The following is a 23793-nucleotide window of genomic DNA, read 5'->3' as shown; positions in this document are numbered from 1 at the left end:
TCATGACTGTGGCCTTGATGGCGACCCGCTGGTCCTCCCTCAGATCCAGAGGCACCTGTTCGGCGGGGTCGTCAGTATGTTGGGTAAGGCGGTGCACCGGTCGAAACTCCTTCTGCCGCAGCGGTGGCCGAACTGGGCTTAGGCTGTACCGCGATCATTTCCCAAGACTTTCGGGGGTGAAGAGCACTTTTCTGTTCTTGTAGAGGCTCTGGTACACGTCGGTGGGAAGGGAGGCTATTTCCGGGATTGCCTTGACGTCCTGGATTGCTTTGACCGCGGAGGTGTCAAAGGCCTTATTGCCGCTCGACTGATGAACACGGACTTGCTTGATCACGCCCTTCCGGTTCATTTCGATTTCGATGGTGACCTGCATGCCATCCTTTGCACTAGCCGGACGGTGCCAGTTGCTGCTAATTCGCTCCACCAGCAGGCTATCGACTTTGTCAGGAGTGACCGGCCCATCGACTTTCTGTTCATTGCCTAACAGCTCGGCCAGAGCCTTGGTCTTGCGGCCGCTGACTCCGGTACCGACGCCTGGGGTAATAGTCGATCCTGGATCAGACTTGGCCTCGCCAGTTGTAGCTCCCAGCGGGCTGGCGTGATCAGCCGAGGAAGGCTTTCCGTTACCATCTTTGCCGGCTGCCGCAGGGCTGCGAGCAAACTCGACTACTTCCTTCACCAGACTAACCACACCCTTGATCTTGGCATCAGCCTCGCCGGCACGCCCCTGTAGATCTGCAATCTCTTGCTTCAGCTGTTCGACTTCTCTTACGTACTGGTCGGCCGATTTCTTCGCGTCCAGAGCAATGAAAAAGCCGCCCGCGGCAAACGCGAGCACCACGGCAGCAACTGCAACTGCCATCAGCGCATTCTGTTTCTCGTTCACACCGATCCCCCTGGGTTTACATCAAAGAAGGGAGGATAACGGGCGCTTCCGATGCTCCAAAGTCAAAGGGTCACGCGGAAATACCCATCCGTTGGGTGACGCTGAACAAGAGAGCTGATCAGCCGATCGCCATGGCCATCCTCCGCTCATGCAGAAAGTCGGCGTCCTCTTGACCAGATTGATTGTCAAGCAACTCCCGCCCCCTTGCACTATCCAAGCTGAACCCCCGGCGCAGTTTGATACCAAAGAGTCCCATAGCGTGGGCCAGGGTGTACCAACTGCTGTGCTGCTTGAGGGTCAACGTGTCTCCGTGCACCACCACAGCCGGAATATGCAAAAGACTCAGTTGCAGATACGCCATGTGGACGGCCCTGCAGTCGATATCGACCAGGGTGGCGTGCAGGTGCTGCTGGTAGTTGATGCCCATTTCTCGCAGGCGAAGTGCAAACGCGATGACCATCGCACCAGCCCCACAAGAGGGTTCCGAAAGGGTGATGAACCCTCGCTCCTCGATAAGATTAAGAACATGCCCTGTATCAGCAAGCGTCAGGTCCGTAAGGACCTGGCTGATCGATTCTGGGGTGAAAAACTGTCCACTCCGAGAATTCGAGCCGCCTACCTCCATGAACAGCCTTCCCAAGATATCGCTGGGTTTTTTTTCCAGGGCCTGCTGTAACTCATCGAGCATTGCACGGAATAGGTGTTGATCCTTCGGCTTGTACTTTTGGATCAGCCGCATGTACTGGGCTTCCCGTGCATCCCGGTGGAGCACGTCTACTGCGTTTGAGACCGCCAAGGCTGCCATCTCGCAGAAGTCTTGAAAGACCTCGCGGGGTGGGTGATAGCCCACCGAATGAATAAGTTTGGCCAGGTTGTCGGTGTGCTGCTTTGCGGGTGACATACTGCGCTCCATCAGTTTCTAGATGGGCGCAGTATTCGGTGGGATAGGTTGTGCCAGAACCGGTGCCGCTTGGTATGGTTGGTCAGCTCTTACGGCGGGGCAAAGCCCGAACCTCCGGGCCAATTACGAAATCGTGACCAGGTGGGGCCTGGACATAGTCCGCATCCGGTTGGATAAGCAAGGGGGCAATGTCGCAGCCCAGCTGCTCGACGTTTCCGAGCTTCTCTAGCTCTTCCTTCAACCAAAGAACCTTCGCATCTATCTCGTGATAGGCGACTTCCCACTGCAGGCCGATGTAGCCATTACGTCGCTCCTGCAGTCCTTCCGCGATCCGGTTCAATTGCTTATCGCTCGGCTGCAGCCAGTGAAGGGCCAGAGGGTTGGTCAGAAAAATGGTCCCCGGCCTCACATCTAGCGTCAGGTACTGATTGTCGGGCCCAACCTGGGAGAACATGTGATCAGCCTGAATCGCCAGGTTGATGAAATACAGCCCCTCCCAGTCTGGATCGGCATGAGGCCATGACTCACAGCATGCTACCCAAAGCGTGGCGGTGGACAGAGGGTAGGGAAGGTCGTTGAGGCCAGCGGTGTGAATCTCGATGATGGGGCTCAATGAGGAGGTGACAACCTGCTCGGGGATGGCAACCGCAAATAGGGACTCTGCATCTACGGCGAAGGTACTCATGCGTCTTCTCGAGCTTGAGGCCGGTAAGGCGAAGTCGGCCAGGTAGAGTTAGGATCAATGGGCCAGGTGCGGTCGGTATACGCCATCGCAGCTTCACGGGAGCGGAATCGACGGCGCATCACCTTCAAGGGATGACCAATATCTGACTTGTCACCGGTAATGTACGGCGGCCACGCCAGCCAATAGTCGGCTTCTGGCTGATCGTTTTCATCATGCGGCTGGGCCGCACCCGCCATATCCCGGCGCGTCCAGCTGCTCGGCCTGAACTCTCTCCAAGTCGGGGTCTGGCTATCCATAGGTTACTCAGCAGGCTCCATCTGCCGGCGAGCAGAGGCAATGCGCGGGAGACGTACTGGCCTGGCAGATAGTTCCTGGAGGTGCGCTCCCAGATCGAAGTGGCCCGCCGCGCGCATCAAGGGAACTATCCTCATTGCCCTTGCATCCCCTCGAGGGAGAAATACCGCCCGTCCGTCGAGGTGGCGAGGCAACGGTGTCCAAAGGAAACCGGCCCGGTAATCCCTCATTGCATCGAAGAATCGTTGGAAAGCCTCTGAATCATCACTCAGGGCAAACACCTCATACTCGCCAGCCAGCCGAGACACCGCGGCCTGAGAAAGGCGGTGGACGCGCAGAAGGCCTTTCAGAGGAACGGGAACTCCCAACCGGGCAGCCAGGTAGCGGCCAGCCACGAAATGATGGGAACCCCCAGAGTTCATCAAGAAAACCCGGCCGTCCCACTGGTGACATGCAAAGAAGTCGTCGGTGGAGTCGCGATGAAGGATGCGGATCTCGTACCACCCCAGGCTCTTTTCGAGATTCGCGTGAGTGATTTCCCCTACGAGATACTGCGTCCTGGCCACAGCCATAGCATCAAGGCTCTCGAAATCTCGAAGCTCCGACTTGGAGGCACAAAGCCCCTGGATATCCTGGATCTCACACTCCCAGGACTCGACGATTTCTGTGTAGCCAACGTTGGCCAGCGCATCGATGGTGTGGTGGTAGCTGCAGAATTCGGTTCCAACAGCCTTCCAACCTAGCAGTTCGCCCGGCGCTCGCCAATTTCCGGTCATGTAGCTCCCCTTGCCCCAATCCTGCCAGCGGACGACCTCAGATGAGGCAACCGAATATGGCTGTCCAGGTATATCGAACCTCAGATCGAGGTTTTGCTCCAGCATATGGCTGAGGGAGGCTGGTTGCCCAAGGCAGTCCAACCCGAGGCGAAGGATCTTTGCCCATGTGTCATGCATAACGCCTTTCTCCGTTGTGTTGAATCCCAGTCATTGTCGGGACTTAGGAGGCTGCATAGCTGTCAATTCGCCCCAGTTGGAGGGCCAGCCCCACGGCACGCCATCACTGGTGAGGATAACGGGAAGGGGGGGTAGTCGTCGTACCTTCGTGTGATTCAGCGGCCAAAAGCAGCAGCGATCTGTGGATTGAGCCAGAACCCTGGCCGTCCACGGAACAATTCAGCACCAGTGCGGATGTGCTGCAGCATCAGTTCGCCCGACATCCAGGTGCGTCCGAGCAACTCGGCTGCCAGGGAGGTCATGTTGCGACCAGCCCAAGCGTCCACTACAAGATCGCCTTCCTCAGTCAAAAACTGGATCAGGAACTCTGGGATTGAGAACGGCATCGGGGCACCGTGGGTCGGCAGGCCAAGGGCCTCTGCGGCTTTGCGGTGTTGAGTGCCGTAGGCGCAACGGTGTCCACGGGTGATCACGTTTTTCGGAATTGATCCGGCTGTCACGTTGCTGAAGCTGCCCGGGCGTAGGCGATATGCGCCATCACCGTAGTTCGTGTGGCGTTTCTCGCCACCATTCTGGATCAACCGCAGATGCCGTTCGGAATGCGGCTGGAGGACACGATTGTTGTTCGATTTGCATTTCAGCGGGTTCTTTGCGAACCAGAGTACAGGCTCATACCCAACATTGAGTTGCTGACGGGATTTCGAAGCCCACTGTACCGGCCCCGGAGCCTTCGCGGGGTTTTCCCAGATGAGCCGGTCCATCAGGTAGAGTCCAAATCGATCACAGACTTCCAGCACCAGACGCTCCACATAGGTCGAGCGCGCCGGTAGTCCTGGGAGGAAGCAGTCCTGCGATACGTTCAAGACGAGACTGCCTTCTTCTGCCAGCGCCTCGACAACAGGCTCGAGCGTGGCGCAGATGAAGTCGACGATTTCCCGCTCATCAGGGTTGCCGTAAGCCCTTTCCTTCCTCAACGGGTACGGCGGAGATTGGAGCGCAAGCACGACCGGTACAGTGAGCCTTTTGAAGATATCCGCGCTTGGCCCCCAGATCGCAAGGCCCAGGTCAGTACGAAAGCCGAGCACCTTCACACCAGACTTCGCTGGATTAAGGTCGCGTTTGGCATCTTCGGTCAAGCGCCACACGCCGCGCTCTCCGTTGACGCGCTCGATAATACCCATCTGTTTCAGAGATTGCTGAGTCCACCGGATAGCGCGGCGAACCAGGCTGTGTTTCTGCCCACTCTCCCCAACAGGCGCAAGCTCGTTCAAGGCTTCCGTAGAAACGCCTAGGTGGCTGGTGACGATCTCGTACAGCGCGGTGTTCGTCAGGGGCTTATCGGGGTTGGCCTTGTAGATGCCCGCAATTTGGTCGACAGCGAACAGTTCGCCCTGGCCCGGAGCGCTGACTTTGTGTTTGAGTCGGGTGGTACGCATCGTTTCATTCTCACTCGCGGCCGCAGACTTATCGCGGCGGTTCGATGGAGCTGGCCAACTGGCCAATTGATCACCCGGAGATGATCAGGGCGCTCCGGCTGTGCCAGAACCCGTGCGAATGTGATTCAGGTTCGATGATGTCCTTGAATGGCCTTCATTCGTTCGTAGGTGCGCAGGGCACTGTTCCCCTTACTCCAGTCGATCCCCACCTCATCGTCCATCAGCTGATGGAGTTCCTCCCAGTGCGAAACGAGATCAGCCCATTCGCGTCCGTGGATGGCCATCTCCGAGATTCGCGCCTTCCACTCGGGTACCAGTTCCAGCAGGCGCAGGCATCGACCCAGGTCAGAAGGATCGGACGGTGTGCAGAAGCCATCCTCGGGCTTGACTCCCATCATGCTCGACCAAATCGCAATCGCTGAAAGCCCCGTATCTTCTCCTACGATCCACTGAGAAACGCGCTTGAGATAATCGTTGTTCATTGCAGCTCCAAGACAAAAAGAACAGAGCTGCAGATTACTTGGTGGGGAGGTCTGTCTCTGCTGAAAGGGGGGTGATGAAATTCAAGTCGGGGGATGCAAAGCCGATCTTGTGAAGACATCCATACGAGAAGCGGTCAGGGCAAAATAGGGGCGAATTCCGTTTATAAGCGGAAGACGACTATAGTCGGAATCCCGAAAAATCCAGCTTTTCGAGTGTCGAGCTGGGACAGCCTTATCCATTTTCGTAATCACAACGTGGCTTTTGGCCGCGCACTTAGAAACCTGCGAAAAACTGCCAAACTCACTCAAGAGCACCTTGGGTTCGAAGCTGGTCTAGATCGCACCTACATTTCGGTCCTCGAGCGCGGGGAGCGCTCGCCCACGCTCGACACTATGGTTTCCCTTAGCGAAGTGTTCGGCTTGAGCATTTCAGAGCTTGCCAGTCACATCCAGAGCCAGTTGGACGAAATGCGTGACAATCAAGATTCTTCTGGAGCCCTCGATCAGTAAGGTTTTGTTGCGAGGAGATGCCCCCACAGAAAAAGCCACTGCCTTGCGACTACTGACCTGCTTCGAAGTTCTGTAAGCGCCTCCAGGCCTGATGATATTTCGACACACGACGCAGATCCGGCTCCCCGAGGCTAGCCAGCCTCAGCACGTTTAGATTGTCTTCGATATCAGCCAGCTTGATCTTACGCGCCAGCGGGTGCGGGCAGATTCGCTCGATGAATACCTCGTAGCTCTCCCCACGGCGCCGGCTCAGGAGGACCACGGCCTCGACTACATTCTCCGGGAAGCCTTCGTTGAGTAGATCCTCCGCGGTGGTGTCACTGTCTTCAATCACATCGTGGAGAAGTGAAACCGCTTGCTCGAACGGGTCAGTGAATCTGGCCATCAAACGCAGTGGGTGCAATATATAAGGCATGCCAGCTTTATCGACCTTGCCCATATATGCGCTCAGCGCACGCTGGAGCGCCATCTCAATCAAAACCATCTTAGTCCTCTCCCTTCCTACCTAGGGCAAGCCTGAGGGCTAGGCCGCCCGCCCGCCCGCCAGACGTCTGTAGATGATGATTCTACTGGCTGACATCAACTTCATTCATGCTCGCCAGGGCCTGCTGGATCACGGGCTCAAATCCCCAAGACTTGGTGTAATCAACGACCATCCTTGAAGGCGATTCGCCCAAATCCAGGTGAATCAGCGCAGTGTTGCTACCGTTCTGCAACAGCCGAATCACCGGTGGGTCGCAGCAAAGAATCTTTTCTTGGACCTTCGTTACGTCGGGGGTGTACAGCCACTCGCTTCCTCGCAGGACCTCATGCGGAAGCCAGCCAAATTCCGCCAAATGCTTGAGGAGCACAGTCAACGCGGAGGTGTTCTGCAGGGATGCGGACATACCCATGAAACTGTCAGCTACCATCTTTCATTCCTAAGGTCTCTCGTCTGGTGGCCATCATTCACGCGGTCAACCTGTGCCACTAGGGGGATTCACTTAGTCAGGAGCTTCTTGTCGAGCGCATCGCGGGTGTAGGCGAAGGCACCATTTAGGGTTTGAAAGCATCCAGCGGAGCGGTTCCGACTGAGAATGCTCATGCCCTAGCTTCGGCTTGGAGTCGGTCAGCAGGGTACTGCCGCATGAAATCCATACTTCGCTCCGCCGGCGCGCGCAGCCAATCCTGGATCAGCCCGTTTGGCAGGATGACGACCATGCGTTTTTCTGAACCTGGCTTATGAAAATTTTGCATTAGTGCGTGGTCGTCCGCATTGACCGTCAGCATCGTGTAGGAGTGCAGCTCGCCATCAGGCGTCTTCCACCGTTCCCATAACCCGGCGATCGACATGATTCCGCCATCCGTTCTACTGATGCGTGTAGGGACCGATTTCCCTGTTCGCCAATCAGGTTCATAAATCGCCGCGGCCGGGATGATGCAATGCTTCGCCTCTCGCCAAGCAATTCGATAGGTAGGCTTGGTCGCCACAGTCTCGGTGCGAGCGTTGTAGGTGTTACGCCCTAACGATCGTGCTTTGGCCCAAAAGGGTAAGAGTCCAAATTGGCCGACTACCGCCTCCAATTCAGGCACTTCCTCCTCAGCAGATTCATCGTTACGCAGGCGAATAAATGGGCCTTCGTAGCAGGGCCAGAGATTGATCTTGAATTGCCCCTCTGGGGCCACACCATAACCAGCGATCAACCGCTCAGTTTCCGGCGCCTCATAGTGACTGCACATGCTTGAGTTCCTTCGGGTCGGACTGAAAGCATAGCTTTTGACCCGCCGGAATAGGCACCTATTCGAAAACTGTAAAGGGTAAAGGCTCAGTCAAGAGATCGAGCAAACCCTTCAGATTGGAGAATGTTTATGTACGAAGACCACCAACTCATATGCCGAAAATGCAGCGAACCTTTCACCATCCGTGAATTCTGTCCCAATGCGCTGGGTGACCTGGACCGCTGGCCGCTTGAATGTCCGCACTGCGGGGAAACCACCGTGGAGAAATCGGCGGGCTACCTCGAGGTGATCCAAGAGCAATAAGCGAAAGGCGGGCCTCATGCCCGCCTATTACTCACGCTCAGTCTCTAGATTGCGACGACGGAGCCTCAAAGGAATCCTGCAGGAGGCGCCGGTATGCAGCAGGAAAGTTGTTAGAAAATTCGGCAAGTGCTGCCAGGCAGTAGTAGGCCTCGTCATACTCGCCCCTGGCCATTTGCTCACGGGTTGCTTCGACCTCTACCCACTCGGAACCATCCAAGCATCGCACATCGAGGAAGCCATCTGGGAACTCGCTGTGTTTCACGGAAGCCATGAAGTGAAGCAGGACCGTATCACCACAGGTAGCGCATGAACTGGAAACGCAGTTCATGCCCTCAATGGTGCTGTTGGGCGTCTCTCGGTACCCACACCAGTAGGAGTTATCATTCTGAACCCTGATGTAGGGCATGACCATCGCCGCAGGCAACACTCCAGCAACCGGAATCCGGTGAGCGTTCCACCAGTCGGAAAGCAACTGTAGAGCAGGGTGCGATTCCAATTGCCCAAGGCAATCCTCGGAACTTCCAGGGGTCGCGGAAGGTACCTCGGGGCGCTTGTATGGAACCTTTGCTGCAAGTGTTGGCGCTGATGGAAAATTGACCCACCCTGCCGATTGAAATTTGACCCAGGGCGGATTGCTGATTTTGTTACCAGCAACTGTGGATAAGTCTACCAGCGCAGCTGCTGTTGCCCCCACTCCTTCGTTAGCCCAGTTCAGTTGTTTAAGACCTGCCACATGCAGCCATGTAGCAGGCCGTCGTCGCCATGAAATCAGAACGGCTCATCGTCCTCCGGTTCTTGGCCGCCCTTACGCTTTCGCTCCCGTGATTTGATCTTGGCCTGGGCCGCCAAGCTACTGTGTTGCAGTCGATAGGACTCGTTACCGGTTTCGACGATGTGGCAGTGGTGGGTCAGCCGATCCAGCAGGGCGGTGGTCATCTTGGCGTCGCCGAACACGCTCGACCATTCGGCGAAGCTCAGGTTGGTGGTGATCACCACGCTGGTGTGTTCGTACAGCTTGGACAGCAGGTGAAACAGCAACGCACCGCCAGCCTGGCTGAAGGGCAGATAACCCAGTTCGTCGAGGATGACCAGATCCATGCGCAGCAGAGCTTGGGCGATCCGCCCGGCTTTGCCGTCGTGCTTTTCGCGCTCCAGCAGATTGACCAGATCGACCGTGGAGTAGAAGCGCACGCGCTTGCCGTGCCGGGTGATGCCGGACACGGCCAGCGCAGTGGCCAGGTGGGTTTTACCGGTGCCAGGCCCACCGATCAGCACCACGTTCTGCGCGGTGTCGGTAAAGGCCAGACTGGCCAGTTCGCTGATCAAACGAGCGTCTGCGCTGGAGGCGCTGAAGTCGAAGCCGGCCAGGTCGCGGTGCATCGGCAGCTTGGCCATGTTCATCTGGTGGCTCACCGAGCGCATGGCGCGATCTGTGTGCTCTTGTTCCAGCAGGTGTTCGAGCAGCCACTTGGACGAGGCTGTGTTCGACTCACCCTGCGCAGTCAACTCCGCCCAGGCCGTGGCCATGCCGTGCAGGCGCAGCTCCTTGAGTTCCGCCATCAAATCACGCATGACCGATCTCCTCGGTCTGGCCACGCAGGCGGTCGTAGCGCGCCGTGTTAGCGACGGGGGCTTCCTTGAGCGACAAGTGGGTTTCGACGCTGGGTGGTGGTTCGGTCGCGGCCAGGCGCGCCACGACATTGAGGATGTGTTCGGCGCTCAGGCTGCCGCTTTCCAGTACCAGCTCAACAGCCACCAGCACCGCATCGAGCCCGGCGACCGGTACGGCAGCCAGAACTTGCGCCATGATCCGGTCACCGCCGGCATGACGCCCCAGACCGTGCTTAAGCTGACGCAGCGGCGCCGGCAGATCAGCAAAGGGCGCGCCGTTGCGCAGCGCACCGGGCTTGCGTTCGATCAGCGGGAGGTAGTGCTGCCAGTCATAGCTGACCTGGTCGCGATCCAGCAAGCGGACATGGCTGGCGATCAGCGCGTCGTCAGCCACCACCTCGATTCGCGTCGGATACAAACGGCTGCTGACCCACTTACCCGCATACTCACACGGCACCGAGTAGCGGTTGCGCCCGACGCTGACCAGGCAGGTGCTGGAGACCCGCGCAGGCCGCTCGACGTAACCGTCGAATGGCGCTGGCACAGGCATCAGTTCAGCGCGCTCCAACTCCAGCACTTCGGCCACACTCAGCCCGCTGTATTGAGGGTGCGTCAGCTCGTTCCAAAGCGCGCGGCAGCGCTGGCCCAGCCAGGCATTGAGTTCCTCGAAGGAGTGAAACTGACAGTCCTGGGCGTCTAGCCAGATACGCCTGCGGCTGTCTTGCACGTTCTTTTCAACGATGCCCTTTTCCCAACCAGCGGCGACGTTGCAGAAGTCCGGATCGAACAGGTAATGCGCGCACATCACCGCAAAGCGCGCATTCACCGCCCGGCCTTTGCCCTTATTGACCTTGTCGACGGCGGTCTTCATGTTGTCGTAGATGCCCCGGCGCGGCACGCCGCCCAAGGAGCCGAACGAGCGTGTATGGGCGTCAAATAACATCTCATGGCCCTGGCTCGGATACGCCACAAGCCAGAACGCACGGCTGGCACACAGCTTCAGATGTGCCACCTGCATACGCCGGTAAATGCCGCCGACCAGCAAGCCTTCCTCGCTCCAGTCAAACTGAAACGCCTCGCCAAGAGCAAAGGTCAGCGGCACAAAGGCCTGCGACGCCTTGCCCTGTCCCCCTCGCCAGGCACGGATAAACGCGGTGAGCTGGCTGTAGCCACCGTCATAACCTTCGGCTTTGATTTGCGCCAACAGCGCCTTGGCACTGCGCCGCTGTTGCTTGGGCCGCAGCGAATCGGCTTTTAGCGCCTGCTCCAGCGTGGCGTGAAAAGGGCTGAGTTTGTTGAAGATCGCGCGGCGTTGGTAGACCGGCGGCTTGGCCTCAGGTGCTCTGACCCACTTGCGAATCGTGTTGCGCGCCAACCCGGTGCGCTTGGCTATCTCATGCAGCGACAGCTTGTCGCGGAAATACATCCGGCGGATTTTGCCCATCATTTCCATACTGATCACCCTGTGTTCTCCTGCTCAAAAATTGAGCAGAAGCAGTTGAACACCTGGGTCAGTTTTCAGTCGGCAGAACAGCCTCTACTGGGTCAGTTTTCGGTCAGCGGCAACACTGCAAGAGAGATCGCATCCAGAAGCACCCTTGCTGGTATCTCCAGAGCACCATTTGCTTTGTGCTCATCATTCAGCACCGAGAAGTCCGTCAGTTGGACCACTTCATGAAGCTGCTGTTTCTGGTAAAGGTGAATGCTGGTTGCCTGTTCGTAGGGGATTGGGGGAATCCGCATCTCCTCCCGGAAAGTCACGCCGAGCATGCCATCACGTAAGACGCCGACATTCAGCGTCGGCCTTCCTTTTCTGTGCTGCTCCAGCACCTGGGAAGACTTCAAAAATGCCGTGGCATAGCGGTACATGTTCGGGACCGAGGCACGGCCATTTGGCCAGTTGGACACCGCCATGGTGTACGTCCGAAATGGGCCTTGCTCCAGCTCCAGTTGGATGAAATGACGAACCACCCAATCACTTCCGTCACTGAGCAGTGACACGAAGGTCCAGCGGAACTCTACTTTGAAGCGCTCAGGGAGATTGGCCGCCGGTACGCACCAACCATTGCGATTACGCACCGAGCCACCGACCAGGTAGGAGGAATTGGGGTACGGCTGCCGGATCACCACGCCTTCGGCCGGGAGCAAACCGTCGACGTCGGAGATGACCTCCAGCACCACTCGGTCCAGGGATACGGCCTCAGTTAGAGGGTCATCCAAAAGCAGCTTGGGAAGTAGATGTAGCAGCTTCTGGTCACTGTCGGTTGTACCAACCTCAGTGCCATCAGATCGCAGCTGGACCGTTGATCCATCAGGACGGGTCGCGTGGACAATTTCCATTGAGGCCTCCCGGGCTTGTTGTTGATCGGGAGGATAACGGTGAGTTGGCAATGGTACGAATGAAGAAGGCGGGCTGAAAGCTTGCCCGCCGTGCTCATTATTGGAGTTCACCGTGAAATGGCCCACCTAAATGGGGCGGGCCTTGAAGGAGGAACTCGGTCAGTTCTTGGAGCCCAGTACCAGCGTATGTTCAAATTTGCTGAGGCAGATGGCCCATGCCTTGAGGTTGAGGTCGATTTGACCTGCGCTCAACCTACACCTGGTACTTAGTCCCGAAAGAGCGATCCCATCGATGAGCAGTCACGCCACCAACTACCTGGCCCTTGAAGCTTTCGCTGCAGCGAATGCGAGATCTATGGGGGCTAGATCTCGCTTCCAGTTTGGCGACCTGATGGTCTATGCCCGGATCGCGGCACGCTGGATTGACGGGGAAGGCCGCTGGACGCTTGACTTGGCTGATCTTGAAATCACGAATGAAGGCGAGCGAGGGAAGGGGCAATTCACACTCTTCCTTAGCAATGCAGAACGTATTGCGGACAGCAATGGGTTGATCGTGTACGTGCAATCGATCGTCAATCAGCGACTGTTGAACAGCCTCGTATCCAAAGGCTATTTCCTGCAGGGATACGATGCCTACCGCTTGCGCCAGGCCTAATCATCAGTCGATGGATTCTCAACTCCAAGCAACAATGCCCAGGTCCGAATTTCAGCTTCAAGCTCTGTTGCAGTACGACGCACATCAGCGTTGTCCTCCGCTCTTTGGAGGAAGTGCTTCGGAAAAAGGCCAAGACAATCAATCCCCAGCGCATGCGCACTAACCAAACCTGCAACGTCAGCTCCTGTCTGGCCGCCAGATCGGATGAACTCGATTGGCCAGTGCTGGTGGACCTTGCCAATGACTTGGTACACCCAGGCATTGATGCTCTCCTGCGTCCAGCCATGCTTATACAGTGTGTAGATACCGTTCCCGGCGACATTCAAGGTGCGCGCATTTGCAGCTGACATCGCCTTATAGAGGCGCCGGGCTGCGGCGACTGGCTCGATTGAAACGGGGATGGCCACATAGGCTTCACCAGCCGCCCGCAGTGTCAATTGCTCACCCCGGGTTGTGAAATCCGAGGCAAAGGCAACGGTAATATCAGCGCTCTTGGCATTCTCCCAAGTCCGAGAGGCGTAGCGGCCTGAGTCATGCTGTTCGATCCGAAGCAAGGGCTGCTTCGGTGTGGGAAGGCTGAACTCGGCATGGTGAACGTACCGGATTTCTGCGAGCGGGGAATTCTGACAGGCCCATTCGAACAGTGCGATGAGCCACCCCAAGCTGACATCGGGTGAGCGATCTTCAGTGTTTGGCTGACCAGCAGGTTGCTGGCCGCGCTGGCTCCGTTGTCGTTTCAACAGATTACCTAGGGGGACCATTGCATCTTTGCCAAGCACCGGTGCCCCGTCTCCTCCTACAAGCAGCAAATGACAACCTTCATCAACACCAGCCTGGAGCAGCTCCATAGAGACCGCGTGACTGAAAACGCATCGGCCCTTTTCCCAGAGCTCGACTGTCGCGACCGGCCCTTTCATTCCGTTTCCTGTGAGTTCAGTTAGAGCAAGGACGACAGAATACACTCGCGCTCGGCTCACCACCTCATCGCGTATTGGAAGGCTGTATGTCTTCCTGCATTCCCAGCTTGCGGCCGCCTCTCAGTAACAGCTCCGACGATTAGTAGCTAAATCAGCCCCGCATCCAAATTCATCCGTACGCGCAAAGTACGCCCTATACCCCACATGAAACCGTCAGAAATCACGTACAGGGCCATTTTTAGGCTATGACCAAGGATTACAGTTTTTATCTGATGTGATTTTTAAACAAATTCTCCCGCGACTGACCTATACTATTACCGTAATTACTTGTTACGTAATACGGGTAACAAAAGTTCGCCGGTAAAATGGCGCCAAATCATAGTTTTCGGGTACTGTCAATAGATACGGAGGGCAGCCATGAGCCGCGTTGGGATCACGAAAGAGGAGGTTCGCCAGGCGATTGCGCAACTCCGGAACCAGGGTTCCCCGGTTACAGTGCGTTCCATACAGGCCATCACAGGCGGCTCCTACTCGACGGTGCAGAGGTTCTGGAAGGATCTTCGCGACGAGGAAATCGAAATGCTGGGCGATGGCGGGCGTATCCAGACCGAGCTGCAGGCCCTGGTACACGCGCTTCACGACAAGATGAAAGAGAACTCCGAGCGGATCGTTCGTGAGGGCGAGCAGCGCTGCGAGACGCAAATCAAGGAAATGGAGGAGGTCCTTGATGGCGAGCGAGTGGTGCACCAAGCCACCGTCGATCAGCTTGCGAAGACTGAGGGCACCCTTGCCGATCGCGAACGGCTGCTGGGCGAACTGACTGAGCGCTTGAACTCGGCCAACATTGAGTTGGGCCGCATGGCTCAGGAGCTGACTGACACGCAACGTAACCTGGAGGTGGAGAAGCGCTCGACCAGCAAGCTAACCCACGACCTACAAGCAGAGCGGGATGCTCATGAGCACTATCTCGCAGCCCTGAACGAGCAACGTCGGCAGGAGCAGGCGACTTTCGATAACGCGCTGACCGCTCTGCGCGAGGACAACCGCACCCTCTCGGCGGACAACATTCAACTGAGAGGGGAAATCCTGAGCCTGAATAAGCAACTGTCTGGCATGACCTCCCAGTTGACCGACCTGCAAGCCCAGAACAGGAAGTTGACGCTTGAGGCTGACAGCGCGAAGGACAAGCTGCAGGTCACAGAGCAGTCACTCATGAACTTGAGGATCGAACTCGCCACAGTAAAAACTCAGCATTCGGAGGCCGAAAGGCAGCTTGAAAGCGCCATCAAGGAGAGACGAGAGACCGAGGAGAGGCTGGTGGAAGCAAAAACCTCTGCTCGAACTCAGAACAGCGAGGTGAGACGCCTTTCCGCCCAGTTGGAGGGCATGAAAGCAGAGCTTTCCTCCCGCGCCAAATCCGCGGAAGAACGTGGTGCGGAAGGAAACACCTGAGGGCCTGGCAGATAGCCATCAGTAGGACTGACTGGCATCATTCGGCTCGGGCGTTATGGTCAACGGGGGCTCATAAACCGCCGTGGGCCGCCGATAACGCAGACAGGCGATCAACAAGTAAAGGATGATCTTGATGCAACTTCGTGCAGCAGCCTCCGGTCTGCTTCTGGCCCTCCTGGCCGGCCAAACTGCGGCAGCAAGCTTTGACTGCTCCAAGGCCAGCAGCTTCCCCGAAAAAGAAATCTGCCGTGATGGCTACCTTTCCGGGTTGGACGATTGGTTAGCCAAATCCTATAAGGCCGCCCTGGAGGTAAATCCTGCCCAGCATGAGGCGGTCCGTCAGTCGCAGCGTGAATGGCTCGCGACAAGGGATGCGTGTACTGACCAGAAGTGCCTCGACAAGACCATTGGCGCCCGCATCCAGGCGCTTGATCAATATGCGACGGCAGAGAAGGGGAAAGCGGCATCGGCTTTAGCCCAGGCCCAGCTGATCAAGCTCCAGGAAGAGGAGGCTATGAGGCAGCGACAAACTGCGGAGCGCCTGGCGGCTGAAGAAGCAGCTCGACAGTCGCAGATCGAGTATCAGCGCCAGCAGGCGATCATCGAACTCCAGCAGCGCACTCAGGCCGCACAAGCGGTCGAAACTCAACGTGCTATCGCGCACCAGCAAGCACCAGCCCAAATCCCGCAGTACCAACCACCTCAACAGGTTGAGCAAGCTTCAGGCGCAACCTCGTCCTCGCCGTCATACCGCGCGCCCGAGAAATCTCTGTGGCAGCAGTTCAAATCAAGCCCGGCCTGGAAGTACATGCTTCTGGCGGGTGCACTTCTGACAGCTTGGGCGATGTGGAGGCACCATCAGGGGCAGGCAACCATCTACAACGACTACACGGATGCCGCTATTACGAACCTCTTGCCAGCTGCAGGCGTGGTATTGGCCTTCTTGATGAACTGGCTCGAGCTTCCCCGTCAACTCGCAATGGTCGCAGGCCTAACGGGTTTCATGCTTGCATTGATGTTCGCCGTGTATGCGTCAGTGCGAACCAATCAGGGATGGCTGAGCATCAGCCTGTCGCTCATTGCCAAAATGACACTGGTATCAGTGTTCTATGCGGTGATCGGCGCACTGGTGGCATCGCTATTCGTAAGCACCAAGTACAAAGGGGAGTCCCAGGCGAGAGCGAATGCAAGGAATCGAAGGGCGAAGAAAGAAACGATGGCCATGATCGCCGCGCTCACTACAGCCTACACCTTCCTTTCTGCTTGGCTGTGCCGGCGGCAAGAGTTCATCCCAGTTTCTGAATGCCTAGCTTTTGACTCGACCGCAAGCGTTGCTTAAGTCATCCCCCATGAGGCGCGGTCACCGCGCCTCATGCTGATTCAGCCTCGGCGACATCAATGTCTTCCGCATCTTCTAAGTCATCCCCTACAGCCGTAAGGATTTCCAGCTCAGAACGGATGCGCACCTTCGCTCCGATCTTCAACCCTCGGACTATTTCGTCCCCGTCATCGTTCCTGGAGATGTCCCAACCAGGTTCAATCCAGGCCTTCGCCTGCCAGTCTTCGAATCGCTTTTTGAGATCCGACTTCACCCGCCGCTTGACCTTCTGATACTCGGATTTTGAACCACTGAACTCGTGGTACTTCTCAAGCCCGATAGGCCATACCCCATCTCTATGAGATGCGATGAAGGGCAAAAGCTTGGTCCCAAATCGATCCAATTGATCCATGATCTCAAAGGGCACCAGGGTGGTATTCACACCATCGAAGAAAATTGCAGCGATCGGGTCAAGGTTAAGCAGAAGTCGCCCTGTCTTGTGGTTCTTTGCCTGGTTGGTCAAGAACCGCATGCTGATATCGACCACCGTATCATCTGACTCAATTGCCGCCGCAATTTCCTTGATCTGGTCGCCGTACCGATTCTTGATGTACTCGAGAAAGAAGTCCCTATCAGGCAGCCCGAGCGGCGGCCGCGTGAGCAGGTTGTAGAGTCTCTTCAGAGCAGGCTTGCTTGATATCCGCAGTTCGCCGCCGGCAAGGTCATCAAGAATCCTTCGGGCCTTTTTGAAGTTCGCACCGGAGTCGTCGAGCTTGAGCCAACGACAGACATCAGCCTGTTTGACTTTGACGGACTGTGTCAGTGACCTGCCGCGGGCCAGCACCATGATTCGGGCCAGGACGAGTTCGTGATCTGTAGACAGCGCCGGACCGCGGTACCAGATTGAGCCCGATCCCAAGGAGAAGATCTCTGTCCATTCCTGGAAGAAGAGGCCTTTGGGAATCTTGCCCGCTGAGAAGAGGGCTGAACGGACGATGGGGTTGCTTTGCTCAAAGAAACGCTCATTCGTGAAAGGGAGAACGCCCTGACCTGATTCCAGATCGAACTTTGTTTGCAGCTTGAATCGCCTGTCATCTACAGCAACCTGCCGTACTTCTTCAGGTGTCAGCTTCAACTCGGTCATGGCCTATCTCTCTTACTTTTCGCGTTTCGTCCGTCTCGACAAACCTGATGCAAAGCATATATTCCCTCATCTTGATTTTTTAGTCCAAATCAAGACCGTTTTCGCATAAGCCGTTCTGAGATCCGCTTTGGCGGTTCGGATCGCCGGAATCCTGTGAGCGCTCAGAGCATTCCGGCTCGAAGAAGATCACCCCACCTGTACGGCATCTCTCATACCGTACACAGGATTCCGGTCGCTAAAACCGAGCAAGGCTTTTCTGTATCCCATGAAAAAAGGGGCGCTCACAAGAATCCGGTTACCGTGGCAATAGGTTCGGAGCTTGAGCGCTCACAAGATTCCGGCCGGGAGAATTAGCGCTCTTTGACGCACCGCTCAGGAAATTCCGGTCCATTCTACGGAGTGTCGATCACCGACCATGCCTCCAGGGCAGGAAATACGGGCCGCTCACCAAATTCCGGCCGGAATATCGGTCCTGGTCTTCCACTGAAAGCCCTGCCCCGTACATCCGCGGAACGCGCTGATGTGGTCTTCCCCGGCTGGATCGATGCCCCACGAGGAGAAGACCAGGCGGGCAGTCCGTACACAGAATTCCGGTCACCCTCTGCCTCTCTAGCCGGCGCGCTGCCGGGCGCTCACCAGAATCCGGTGTTGAACGGTGTAGCGTCCAGCGGGACGCTGCGCTCATGAAATTCCGGTGTTCAGACCTCTAACTCTCAATCGCACTCCAGCTCTTGCCCCTATGCTTTACACAGCTGCAAAGCCCCGGGGGAGTAGGTGTACACCGGATTCCGGTTCACCCTCGAGCAGTCATTGAGCCTTGCGCTCACGATATTCCGGCCTATCCGCCGCGAAGTTTGGCATGCGCTGGGAACCGCTCACGAGAATCCGGTCTTGCTGAAGGGTAACCACCGTCAAGCCAGTTTCCGCTCAAAGGAATCCGGTACCAGAAAAGCAAGCCCTGGAGACAGACGTCATCTCAAGGCCGCCCCTCTGCGCGTTTCCCTGCTCACGGAATTCCGGCAAATCCAGCATACGGGCCTGGTCGTGATCGTAATCGCTTCTTCCTGGTCACCGGCGGCCATGATGGGGCTGGGCTATTGCGCCAGCCGCGCGCCCCATGATTCTGGCGTCGACGCTGGAGAATGTGGCATCAAGTAGCAGTTGCGGCGAAGGGGTGTGGGCAAGGCCCATCCGCTGTTGCTAGCCCCCGTACCACTCAAGACGCTGCCAAGCTTGGCCGGCTCGAGCAGCCCCGAGACCGATCCAATCTTGTGCGAGTGCCTAGTTGTGACCGCTCACCAAAATCCGGTCGATCTGCGCATCGCCAAGTCCGACTGGCAGAGCCTGCGTCTGACTTGGCGTACACGAAATTCCGGTTGGTCTCGATGAGCATTTTGCCGCAGGCCGGCTAGATTCCCGGGCGCACGCAAGATTCCGGTCCCCGTTCCACCCTCATTGCCTCCCTTGGCGCTCAGGAGATTCCGGTTCGAGGTGCCAAGAGCCGCGGGTAGGGGTGCTTGAGGGAAGCGCTCAGAGAAATCCGGTCTCGTATTAGCCGCATTCCAGACCTGAACGCGCTGCCGCTCAACAAATTCCGGTTCAGAAGGGGCTTTACCCGTACGCTCACAGCATTCCGGTCGTTAGCCAGGCGGGACGCAAGCTGTCAGCAAAAGGTAACCGCATGCATTTGTAAGCCACTGTATTTAAAGCCGATTTACTGATGCTCCGGTAAAGTAAAGCTGTTCAATGCACAGGTTGCACACAGCTTAAGCACAGGTTATCCAGTAATTTAAAGGCAGTTATCAACAGGAGACCGGATTCCGGTGTACGCCACCGGAATCCCCTGAGCGCGACCGGAATCTTGCGTGCATCAACCGGAGTCCTCTGAGCGCTGACCGGAGCCTCGTGTACGGCTACCGGATCAGGCTGTACGGGTCCCGGAATCCGGTGTACAGCGTCAAAGCAGCCTACGATAGACAGGGCTTGGGGTGCAGCCATCTGTCCACACCCTATAACCCCAATCGGTAACCCCAAGAAAGATAACCCTGTTCTCTAACCCGGAAGGTAAGCCGATCGCAGGCTAATCCCTATTGTTGCTTGCGCTAACCCGCCCGCTGGATCAGCGCTTGACCGTCAGGCCTTCAACTTCAGCCGCACGCTGATCGTCCAGCGAGTTGTAGTAGATGTCCTGAGTCGTGCTCATCGACTTGTGCCGGAGATCGGCCTGAAGGTTTTTTGCATCACGATGAGGAGCATCAAAGGTCGCCCCTGTGTGACGAAGCCAATGCAGGGTGGCAACCCGGAGGTCGTCAACTTCACAATCCGATCGTCCCTCCTCGTGCATTCGCTTCAGAGCCCGATCAAAGACCTCCTGGACAATGTTCCGCACCTGGCGATCACTCAATCCTGGGGCACCATTCAACTTTGTGAGGAGAGGGGCCTGCTCTCCCTTCAGTGGCAGGGGCGTGAGATTACGGCTCTGACGGTACCGCTTCAGGTACTTGAGGTAGTCAGGCTTCACTGCAATGCGCGCTTCTACGTTCCCTTTACCAACCACCTCGTACCACCAAGTTTCATCCTCCTTGACGAACGAACCCATCGTTGGAGTCCAGAGCTGATTACCTACCAGGTCCGAGACTCGTAGGTACATAGAGAACAGAGAAGAGACAATGAACAACGTGCGCTCATGAGATTCCGGTGCTTCGTTAGCCATGAGCTCCGCGGTCTCGATCACAAAGTCCCACTGCAGCTGGGTAAGGGATTTCCCACCACTTCGTTTGGCTGTGGTCCTAATCCAACGACTTTTGCCCTTGATCGCCTTGAAGGGGTTTCCTTGAGCCAGGTCCTCCTGGGTCAAAAATTCGAAGAACGAACTACAGATGGAAAAGACCTGCCGGATACTGCCCTGAGCCATTTTGTAACCAGACACCCCCAACTCCTCGCCGGCTTCCTTGGCTCTCTTTCGATCGCTTTTCGAAATTTTGATGCCGAAGGGGCGCCAGCCAGGGTTCGGTTCGTAGACGCCTCCCCTTGGAAGGAACCTCTGGCGCACAGCATCTCCAATCCAGCTCGCAGGCGGAGCCACGTTGAAATCCATGAATCTCTCAGCGTCAGACCGGCGCAAGTCCAGAATCGATTTCCCTGCGATGATCCAGGACCACAACAGGATGCGCTCTACCTGCGTGCGATAGGCCTTAAACGTGGTTGCTTGGCCGCTATAGGACTTCAAAAACGCCCGAGCATGGGCGAGGTCGTTTGCTGCCGGAATATGGGGAGCGAAAACCTTTAGGAACTCCTCAATCGCTGGCCGCTCTGCAACGTACTCAGCAGCCGACGACGAGAGAAAGGTTTCGTAGGTATCAAACAGTGGGGAAGGGCGGACGCCTCTGTTCGGTGTTTTTGCTGGAGCTGGCAAGCGGACCTCGGAGCAATAGAAAACGAATACCCCAAGGTTAACCGCGTTGCCTCGTAGCACAAGCCAAGATTACCCTTGAAGCGCCCAGCTCATGCGGCGCTCAGGAAATTCCGGTCCCGGTTTTCAGCGTTTACCGGTACAGAAGCCAGTGATTGATTTCACTGCCGAAGACTAGGGAGATCACCCCTCCCACGATCAGACCAGGGCCAAACGGCAGATAGCGGTCCTTTCGGACGAGTCTGATCGCCATACCGACAGCAGCAGTGGTCAAGCTGGCGATCAGCAAAGTCGCGGGCAGCACTTGCCATCCTCCCCAGGCACCAAATAGTGCAAACAGCTTGCAATCACCCTGGCCCAGGCCCTCGACACCACGGACGATGTGGAAGAGCTTTCCTATCGCCCAGAATGTCATATATCCCACCACCACCCCTGCAACCGCGTCGTGCAAGGACGCGAGGACTCCGAAATAGTTGGCGGCAAGACCGATCCAAAGGGCGGGAAGTGTAATCGCGTCAGGGAGCAGCATGACCTTCAGGTCGATCAGGCAAAGGGCTATGAGCATCCACAGCAGCACTATTGCGGCACAAGCAGCAGGAGTTACACCGTAGTGCCAGGCAAGCGACGCGGAGAGGAGGGCGGTCGCCAACTCAACGGCAGGATAAGTGATGCTGATCTTGGTGCCACAGCCTGAGCATTTGCCGCATAACGCGATGTAGCTCACCACTGGGAGGTTTTCCCAGGGGCGGATCTTGTGCCCGCAATAGGGACAAGCAGAGGAGGGCGACGACAGGGAGAACCGGCCAACTGGTTCGCTTGTGGGTAGGCCCAGGCATTCCTGAGCCTCAATTGTCCAGGCGCGTTCCAGCATGATCGGCAGCCGGTAGGCCACGACGTTGAGGAAACTCCCAACCATGAGGCTCACAAGCGCAACGATGCCAATGAAGAGTTCTTGGTCTGCTTGGAGTATTTCAATCACGCTATGACAGACTCCCAGCCTTTGGGGATGAAGCCAGGGACATAGCGGCGAAGGGACTCCCGCATGTTGTCGAGAGTTGCCGGCTTGACGATGTAGCCGGCCGCGCCAGCTTCGACTGCCAGACGCTTATCTTCCTCAGCGGCCTTGCTCGAGAGAACGATGATCGGCGTGATACTTAGTTCGCCATGGCCCGAGCGGAGCTCACGAATATGGGAAAGGCCGTTGTGCCATTCGCCCAGGTACAAATCCATGAAAATGACGTCGGGATTGAACGACGGCACCACCTGCAGGAGCTCCTGCAAGGTGCCCACCACTTTGACTTCATCGAACAGCTGATCGGCGCATTTCCGGGATACGTAGGCGTCGGTGCGAGAGTCGTCGACAATCAGGGCCTTGGACATAGTGACCTTCCGTTTGTTGTGAATGCTGGAAACCCATATCGAGCACGATCCAGCGGGCAACGTCAGCCTATCGACGTCCTTGGCCAGGTCAAACCAAAACAGGGGGCCGGAATACGCCGGCCGGGGTAGGCGGCAATGTGCACCAGCAGTCAAACCAGAATTACGCTTCCAGTTGCTGGCGGGTTAGCTGCAAGCAACAGCGGGGTGCAATGCTCGGTTTAAGTCTTGGGGTTAGAAGTAATGGGGTTATTTAACGTGGGATTATCAACTGGGGTTATAGGGTGTGGATAGATGGCTACAACACGCATCGAGCTTGTGTTTGCAGTGCACCTTGACGCGCACAGCTTTCCGGTGTGCGTACACATTATTCCGGTGGCCGCTCATGGATTTCCGGTGGCCGTACATGCTAATCCGGCCACCGCGCATAGAAATCCGGTAGGCGCTCAATAAATTCCGGTCCCGCACATCGAATTCCGGTAGCCTGTTGATAACAAGGCCATTTTCTGTTTGCAACCTGTCTATAAGATGTACTTAACTCCGCATTTCCGCTTAACTTATTAAGCGGAAATGCTGTGGTTCACACATCTTATGCAGAGCGAGGAGGTATGAGTCGCTATCTAATTAAGGACAGTCTTGATGAACTTCTCAGGTATCTCGTAAGCCCTTATAGCAACCGATTTACAAGCTTCGTAGTCAGCGTCTTCATGGGCAAGGGATACATCATCGTATTCATAAACGCGTGTACATTCTACTGCATATGGACTCAGGTCCGGGCCTAGTTGAACCATGACCTTCATGCTTCTTTCAGCTTTTTTCAGAATATCCCTGATTTGAATTACTTTATCATACCCTTCAGGCTCTTTGCGGTTGTAATATTCTGCATCGTCAAGCGCCTTAGCAGATAAATACTGCAAACCATTCACCTGTATTTCATACGCCCTAATATATACCACGTCGGTGCCATCAGAAGTATTGGGCTCCTTTCCGACCCGGATTGATTGAATTCCCACACAATACGGTTTCAAATCACTCCCAAGTTCAACGAATATGTAAGATTCTGGATTGAGTTTCTGAAGTATTTCTATTATTTCGTCTACAATCATTACTGCCTATCCCATAAGATCGATGAGGTCGGGAGCACGCTAGAGTAACGAGTCCCCTACATATTTCAAGATTAATTGGGGGGGTGAAATGATTGAATCCGGTTCAGCTGGCCTTGATCCGAGCCAGGAAGGCTAGCGACTCCACGCAACTCCTACACGCGCAGCCAAGATAGGATTCCTTCTGAGGCGACCAATCGACTCCGCTTGGCTTCCACCGTGAGATTGTGAAACTCTAGCCGTTCAATACAGGAGAACATCTCGGCCGCGGTTGTGGCCATGCTTTGGTAGGTTC

Annotated in this window: 24 protein-coding genes; 6 read left to right on the top strand and 18 right to left on the bottom strand. The window is 56.4% G+C overall.

Going from position 1 to position 23793, the window contains the following annotated elements; translation table 11 throughout:
• Positions 1 to 154 precede the first annotated feature (154 nt).
• The 6 genes from Q9451_RS32410 to Q9451_RS32385 form a co-directional block, all read right to left on the bottom strand.
• A complete protein-coding gene (locus tag Q9451_RS32410; RefSeq protein WP_223290572.1) occupies positions 155 to 886 on the bottom strand; it encodes a cell envelope integrity protein TolA in 732 nt (243 codons plus the stop codon).
• Between the two features lie 118 nt (positions 887 to 1004).
• Positions 1005 to 1787: an N-6 DNA methylase gene (locus Q9451_RS32405; protein ID WP_172688524.1), complete on the bottom strand. Its 783-nt coding sequence runs from the start codon at positions 1785 to 1787 to the stop codon at positions 1005 to 1007.
• Positions 1788 to 1869: 82 nt separating this feature from the next.
• Positions 1870 to 2472 carry a hypothetical protein gene (locus tag Q9451_RS32400; protein ID WP_172688523.1) on the bottom strand — a complete coding sequence of 201 codons (603 nt, stop codon included), beginning with the start codon at positions 2470 to 2472 and terminating at the stop codon, positions 1870 to 1872.
• 299 nt (positions 2473 to 2771) lie between these two features.
• A complete protein-coding gene (locus tag Q9451_RS32395; RefSeq protein ID WP_172688522.1) occupies positions 2772 to 3719 on the bottom strand; it encodes a DUF6685 family protein in 948 nt (315 codons plus the stop codon).
• Positions 3720 to 3874: 155 nt separating this feature from the next.
• Positions 3875 to 5155, bottom strand: coding sequence for a site-specific DNA-methyltransferase (locus Q9451_RS32390; RefSeq protein WP_172688521.1), 1281 nt, complete (start codon positions 5153 to 5155; stop codon positions 3875 to 3877).
• Between the two features lie 125 nt (positions 5156 to 5280).
• Positions 5281 to 5637, bottom strand: coding sequence for a hypothetical protein (locus tag Q9451_RS32385; RefSeq protein ID WP_172688520.1), 357 nt, complete (start codon positions 5635 to 5637; stop codon positions 5281 to 5283).
• 93 nt (positions 5638 to 5730) lie between these two features.
• Between Q9451_RS32385 and Q9451_RS32380 the strand changes: the two genes are divergently transcribed.
• On the top strand, positions 5731 to 6147 hold the full coding sequence (locus Q9451_RS32380) for a helix-turn-helix transcriptional regulator (protein ID WP_079993529.1): 417 nt from the start codon (positions 5731 to 5733) through the stop codon (positions 6145 to 6147).
• A gap of 49 nt (positions 6148 to 6196) precedes the next feature.
• Here Q9451_RS32380 and Q9451_RS32375 read toward each other — a convergent pair whose 3' ends face one another.
• The 3 genes from Q9451_RS32375 to Q9451_RS32365 form a co-directional block, all read right to left on the bottom strand.
• Complete coding sequence (locus Q9451_RS32375) at positions 6197 to 6631, bottom strand: hypothetical protein (RefSeq protein WP_021263721.1); 435 nt, start codon at positions 6629 to 6631, stop codon at positions 6197 to 6199.
• 82 nt (positions 6632 to 6713) lie between these two features.
• Positions 6714 to 7058: a hypothetical protein gene (locus Q9451_RS32370; protein WP_172688519.1), complete on the bottom strand. Its 345-nt coding sequence runs from the start codon at positions 7056 to 7058 to the stop codon at positions 6714 to 6716.
• A gap of 169 nt (positions 7059 to 7227) precedes the next feature.
• Positions 7228 to 7866, bottom strand: coding sequence for an SOS response-associated peptidase family protein (locus Q9451_RS32365; RefSeq protein ID WP_172688518.1), 639 nt, complete (start codon positions 7864 to 7866; stop codon positions 7228 to 7230).
• A 129-nt stretch (positions 7867 to 7995) separates the two neighbouring features.
• Between Q9451_RS32365 and Q9451_RS32360 the strand changes: the two genes are divergently transcribed.
• Positions 7996 to 8169 (top strand): hypothetical protein, encoded by a 174-nt coding sequence (locus tag Q9451_RS32360; protein WP_172688517.1) that lies wholly within the window; start codon positions 7996 to 7998, stop codon positions 8167 to 8169.
• A gap of 768 nt (positions 8170 to 8937) precedes the next feature.
• Here Q9451_RS32360 and istB read toward each other — a convergent pair.
• From istB to Q9451_RS32345, 3 genes are all read right to left on the bottom strand, one after another.
• Entirely contained in the window at positions 8938 to 9741 is an 804-nt protein-coding gene (gene istB / locus Q9451_RS32355; protein ID WP_010454871.1) for an IS21-like element ISPst3 family helper ATPase IstB, read from the bottom strand.
• Positions 9734 to 11233: an IS21-like element ISPst3 family transposase gene (gene istA / locus Q9451_RS32350; RefSeq protein ID WP_024012635.1), complete on the bottom strand. Its 1500-nt coding sequence runs from the start codon at positions 11231 to 11233 to the stop codon at positions 9734 to 9736. Before istA ends, istB begins: the two co-directional genes overlap by 8 nt.
• Positions 11234 to 11325: 92 nt before the next feature.
• Positions 11326 to 12120 (bottom strand): hypothetical protein, encoded by a 795-nt coding sequence (locus tag Q9451_RS32345; RefSeq protein WP_345960971.1) that lies wholly within the window; start codon positions 12118 to 12120, stop codon positions 11326 to 11328.
• A 292-nt stretch (positions 12121 to 12412) separates the two neighbouring features.
• Between Q9451_RS32345 and Q9451_RS32340 the strand changes: the two genes are divergently transcribed.
• A complete protein-coding gene (locus Q9451_RS32340; protein ID WP_172688515.1) occupies positions 12413 to 12775 on the top strand; it encodes a hypothetical protein in 363 nt (120 codons plus the stop codon).
• Here Q9451_RS32340 and Q9451_RS32335 read toward each other — a convergent pair.
• Entirely contained in the window at positions 12772 to 13692 is a 921-nt protein-coding gene (locus Q9451_RS32335; protein WP_172688514.1) for a hypothetical protein, read from the bottom strand. The genes Q9451_RS32340 and Q9451_RS32335 overlap by 4 nt on opposite strands.
• 417 nt (positions 13693 to 14109) lie before the next feature.
• Between Q9451_RS32335 and Q9451_RS32330 the strand changes: the two genes are divergently transcribed.
• Together Q9451_RS32330 and Q9451_RS32325 are read left to right on the top strand one after the other, a co-directional pair.
• Complete coding sequence (locus Q9451_RS32330; RefSeq protein WP_172688513.1) at positions 14110 to 15144, top strand: DNA-binding protein; 1035 nt, start codon at positions 14110 to 14112, stop codon at positions 15142 to 15144.
• A 133-nt stretch (positions 15145 to 15277) separates the two neighbouring features.
• Positions 15278 to 16483, top strand: coding sequence for a hypothetical protein (locus tag Q9451_RS32325; protein WP_172688512.1), 1206 nt, complete (start codon positions 15278 to 15280; stop codon positions 16481 to 16483).
• A 31-nt stretch (positions 16484 to 16514) separates the two neighbouring features.
• Here Q9451_RS32325 and Q9451_RS32320 read toward each other — a convergent pair whose 3' ends face one another.
• Positions 16515 to 17606 (bottom strand): hypothetical protein, encoded by a 1092-nt coding sequence (locus tag Q9451_RS32320; protein WP_023111107.1) that lies wholly within the window; start codon positions 17604 to 17606, stop codon positions 16515 to 16517.
• Between the two features lie 774 nt (positions 17607 to 18380).
• Between Q9451_RS32320 and Q9451_RS32315 the strand changes: the two genes are divergently transcribed.
• On the top strand, positions 18381 to 18764 hold the full coding sequence (locus Q9451_RS32315) for a hypothetical protein (protein ID WP_172688511.1): 384 nt from the start codon (positions 18381 to 18383) through the stop codon (positions 18762 to 18764).
• 961 nt (positions 18765 to 19725) lie between these two features.
• On the opposite strand, the gene Q9451_RS32310 is transcribed toward Q9451_RS32315, so the two are convergent.
• The 4 genes from Q9451_RS32310 to Q9451_RS32295 form a co-directional block, all read right to left on the bottom strand.
• A complete protein-coding gene (locus Q9451_RS32310; protein WP_010794450.1) occupies positions 19726 to 21021 on the bottom strand; it encodes a tyrosine-type recombinase/integrase in 1296 nt (431 codons plus the stop codon).
• Between the two features lie 130 nt (positions 21022 to 21151).
• Positions 21152 to 21997, bottom strand: coding sequence for an A24 family peptidase (locus Q9451_RS32305; RefSeq protein ID WP_172688510.1), 846 nt, complete (start codon positions 21995 to 21997; stop codon positions 21152 to 21154).
• A complete protein-coding gene (locus Q9451_RS32300) occupies positions 21994 to 22398 on the bottom strand; it encodes a response regulator (RefSeq protein WP_010794448.1) in 405 nt (134 codons plus the stop codon). Before Q9451_RS32300 ends, Q9451_RS32305 begins: the two co-directional genes overlap by 4 nt.
• 617 nt (positions 22399 to 23015) lie before the next feature.
• The gene (locus Q9451_RS32295; protein ID WP_172688509.1) at positions 23016 to 23501 is read right to left on the bottom strand and encodes a hypothetical protein; all 486 of its coding nucleotides are present in this window, start codon (positions 23499 to 23501) and stop codon (positions 23016 to 23018) included.
• Positions 23502 to 23793 lie beyond the last annotated feature (292 nt).

The organism is Pseudomonas sp. NY8896 (assembly GCF_039634505.1).
This window is presented reverse-complemented; position numbering and strand designations above follow the sequence as displayed.